Raw genomic sequence first — 3,576 nt, 5'->3', positions numbered from 1 at the left:
CGCGCAGCCGGATGTGGGGTCAACAAAAGCATGGGCATCGGCGGCTCCGGTTCGAAAGAGGCGCGCATCCTCGGCCCGCCTGTCTTTCCGCGGGCTTACCGTACGGACGCGGGCCGGTAAGACCGCGGTAAGACTGCCGCATCGAGCATCCGGGCTTCCCTGACAACCCGATTGGCTTCGCCATGCCGCGTGCTTCCTCGCTCTCTTCCTTCTCCCGTTGCCTGCCCGTGCTCGCGGGCCTGTCGCTGACCCCGTGGGCCGTGCCCGCCTGGGCACAGGACACGGCCCTCGAACAGCCGCTCGCCGAGCCTTCCGCCGCCCCGTCCGACGACCGCGCCCGCTGGGGCCTGGGCCTCGCCGCCGGCGTCAGGCAGCAGCCCTACACCGACGCCGGCAACAAGTCGCAGGGCCTGCCGCTGGTCTACTTCGAGAACCGCCATGTACGCGTGTTCGGCACCGGCGCGGAACTCAAGCTGCCGGCGCTCGAGCTGGGCGGCCGCTCCTCGCTGTCCTTCGGCCTGCGCGCCCGCTACGGCCTGGGTGGCTACAAGCCCGACGATGCGCCCGCGCTCTCGGGCATGGAGGAGCGCAAGGGCAGCATCTGGCTCGGCGCCGGCCTCGTCTGGCGCAACGAGCTGGCCGACGTCTCGCTCGAATGGCTCGGCGATGCCTCGGGCAAGAGCAAGGGCCAGCACCTGCGCCTGGGCGTGCAGCGCGACTTCCGCGCCGGCCGCTTCACCTTCACGCCGCGCCTCGAGGCCGTGTGGGTCGACGACAAGTACGTCGACTACTACTACGGCGTGCGCGCGCAGGAGGTTCGCATCGGGCGTCCGCTCTACCTGGGCCGCTCGAGCGTCAACACCGAGATCGGCCTGCGCGTGGGCTATGCCATCGACCGCCACCAGTCGGTGTTCCTCGACGTCGGTTCCACCCAGCTGGGCAAGCAGATCAAGAACAGCCCGCTGGTGAACCGCTCCAGCCTGGGTTCGGCGTCGGTCGGCTATCTCTACCGTTTCTGAGGCATCCTCGGGCGCATGAACCGGATCGCGCTGATCGAAGACCACGAACGCATGGCCGCGCTGGTCTGCAAGGCGCTGTCGGGCGCGGGCATCGAGGCCGACGTCTTCGGTCGCATCGACAGCGCCGCGCATGCGCTGCGCGACACCGCCTATGCGGCGCTGGTGGTCGACCGCGGCCTGCCCGACGGCGACGGCCTGGAGCTGGTGCGCCGGCTGCGCGCGGCCGGCACGCGCACCCCGTGCCTGATGCTGACCTCGCGCGATGCGCTGCACGACCGCGTCGATGGCCTCGAATCGGGCGCCGACGATTACCTGGCCAAGCCCTTCTCGATGGAGGAACTGGTGGCGCGCGTGCGTGCGCTGCTGCGCCGGCCGGTGCAGCTGCAGAGCCTGTCGCCGGCCCATGGCGACATCCGCATCCAGCCCGACAGCGGCACGCTGGCCTGCGGCCCCGAGGCGGTCACGCTGGCGCCGGCCGAGCTGCAGATCATGCTGTGCCTGGTGCGCGCCGGCGGGCAGACCGTGCGGCGCGGCGCGCTCGAGTCGGCCGCCTGGGGCCTGTCGGAAGCGGTCACGCCCAATGCGCTCGACGTGGCCCTGCACCGGCTGCGCAGGAAGCTGCAGGCCGTGGACTCGCGCTTGCAGATCGCCAACGTGAGAGGCCACGGCTATGCGCTTCGCGATGCCGCGTAGTCTCGGCACGCGCCTGCTGGTCACTTACGTGGCGGGCGTGCTCGTGTGCATCGTGCTGATCGCCGCGGGCGGTGCCGTGGCGTTCGCGCTGCGCGGCCAGGTGTTCAACGAGAGCATCGCCAACCATGCGCGCCTGATCGCTCGCGCGCTGCGCTTCGACGCGGCCGGGCAGCCGGTGGGCCTGGACGAATCCCGCCTCGCGATGTGGCTCTATGCGGGCCTGGGCCGCGAGACCTCGGTGCGCGTGCTCGACGCGGCGGGCCAGGTCGTGCTGCCCGCGGGGCAGGGCCTGGCGGCGCTGCGCGCGGACCACGGCAGCTTCGAGCCGGAAGGCCGCTCCTTCGACGCGGTGGCGGACGGCCTGCCGATGCGGGTCGCGACCGAGGCCATCGAGCATGGCGGCCGGCGCTGGTACGTGCAGGTGGCGATCAGCCGGCGCTTCATCGAGGTCATGGAGCGCGCCGTCGGCCTGCCGGCGCTGGGGCAGGGCATGCTGTTCGCGAGCCTGGCCTCGGTGCTGGTGTTCGCCGTCGCCATGTACTTCACGCTGGGCCGCATGCTGCGGCCGCTGCGCGCGGCGTCTGACAGCGCCGCCTGCATCACGCCGCGCACGCTCGATGCGCGGCTCGAGGTGCGCGGGCTGCCGTCCGAGATGCTGCCGCTGATCGAGGCCTTCAACCGCGCGCTCGACCGGCTCGAGCGCGGCTATGTCGCGCAGCAGGATTTCCTCGGCACGGTGGCGCACGAGCTCAAGACCCCGCTGGCGCTGATCCGCGCGCAGATCGAGCTGCATGGCGCGGGCGATGCCGGCTTCGATCGCGAGGCCCTGCTGCGCGACGTCGACCAGATGGCGCGCCACGTCAACCAGCTGCTGCACCTGGCCGAGGCCACCGAGTTGCGCAACTACGAGATCGGCCTCGTGCACCTGGCCGCGCTGGTCGACGAGGTGGGTGACTACCTGGCGCGGCTGGCCGAGCGGCGCCGGGTGCGGCTCGACCTGCGCGTGGCCTCCGAGTCGCTCGGCTGGCGCGCCGACCGCGGCGCGCTGTTCACGCTGCTGAAGAACCTGCTCGAGAACGCGATCCAGCATTCGCCGCCGAACGCGACGGTGCGGCTGGTGGCCGATGAGCAGCGAATCTCGGTGCGCGACCAGGGGCCCGGGCTGAGCGCCACCGAGTTGCCGAAAGTCTTCGAGCGCTTCTGGCGCGGCGCCGGACGGCGCGACGAAGGCTCGGGCCTGGGGCTCGCGATCTGCCAGGAGATCGCGCTCGCGCATGGCTGGCAACTGACGGTGCGCAGCGCGGCGCCGGGGGCCGAGTTCGTGGTTGCGCGCGAAGCCTCCTAGCAGGTCCTAGCGCGGCGTCATCGACGGCGCCGCGGCCGCCGCCTGCGCGCGCAACTGCAGCGCCGCTTCCAGCCGCATCCGTTCCTCGGGCGTGAAGAGCTGCTGCTTCATCTGTTCGAGCGACTGCGCATCGGCCTTGGCCGATTGCAGCGCCGCGTACTGCGCGAGTCGCCCCTGCCAGTCGCGCTCCTCGCGGTCGAGCTGGGCGAGCTGCTGCGCGGCCGGCGCGCCGTACTGCGCGCTGCGTTCGGCGAAGCGTTCCTGGTCGCTGGCGCCGCGCGCCTCGAGCGCCGCGGTCTGCGAGGCCACCTGGAGCTGGGCCACGGTCTGGGCGCGCTGGGCGCGCTGCGTCTCGCCGAGACTGCGCTCGTTGTCCTCGAGCGCGGCCTGGCGCTGCGCGGGCGTGAGGGCGGTGTTGCGCTCGATCTCGAGCCGCGCGAGGCTGTAGCGGTCGAAGTCGTCGTCGGCACCGAACAGCGCCTGGTATTCGTCGGGCATGAAGTGCTGTTCGCGCACCCG

General features: G+C 72.0%; 4 protein-coding genes. 3 read left to right on the top strand and 1 reads right to left on the bottom strand.

Annotation, left to right across the window (positions count from 1 at the left end):
* Window positions 1–182 precede the first annotated feature (182 nt).
* From AC27VN_RS35840 to AC27VN_RS35830, 3 genes are read left to right on the top strand one after another with little or no spacing between them, the layout of a single operon-like run.
* Window positions 183–1,019, top strand: a complete 837-nt coding sequence (locus tag AC27VN_RS35840; RefSeq protein WP_490879703.1) for a MipA/OmpV family protein — start codon at window positions 183–185, stop codon at window positions 1,017–1,019.
* Window positions 1,020–1,034: 15 nt separating this feature from the next.
* The gene (locus AC27VN_RS35835) at window positions 1,035–1,712 is read left to right on the top strand and encodes a response regulator transcription factor (RefSeq protein ID WP_093339483.1); all 678 of its coding nucleotides are present in this window, start codon (window positions 1,035–1,037) and stop codon (window positions 1,710–1,712) included.
* A complete protein-coding gene (locus tag AC27VN_RS35830; RefSeq protein WP_490879702.1) occupies window positions 1,702–3,057 on the top strand; it encodes a sensor histidine kinase in 1,356 nt (451 codons plus the stop codon). Before AC27VN_RS35835 ends, AC27VN_RS35830 begins: the two co-directional genes overlap by 11 nt.
* Window positions 3,058–3,063: 6 nt before the next feature.
* Here AC27VN_RS35830 and AC27VN_RS35825 read toward each other — a convergent pair.
* Window positions 3,064–3,576 (bottom strand): lipase secretion chaperone (locus AC27VN_RS35825; protein WP_490879701.1); only part of this gene is annotated, 513 nt, incomplete at its 5' end.

The sequence above is a fragment of the Variovorax sp. 20P10.2.4 genome (assembly GCF_058244205.1).
This window is presented reverse-complemented; position numbering and strand designations above follow the sequence as displayed.

Bases quoted from the DNA above. Each gene is read 5' to 3' on its own strand.
- AC27VN_RS35840 (WP_490879703.1), top strand. From the start codon at position 183: ATGCCGCGTGCTTCCTCGCTCTCTTCCTTCTCCCGTTGCCTGCCCGTG.
- AC27VN_RS35835 (WP_093339483.1), top strand. From the start codon at position 1,035: ATGAACCGGATCGCGCTGATCGAAGACCACGAACGCATGGCCGCGCTG.
- AC27VN_RS35830 (WP_490879702.1), top strand. From the start codon at position 1,702: ATGCCGCGTAGTCTCGGCACGCGCCTGCTGGTCACTTACGTGGCGGGC.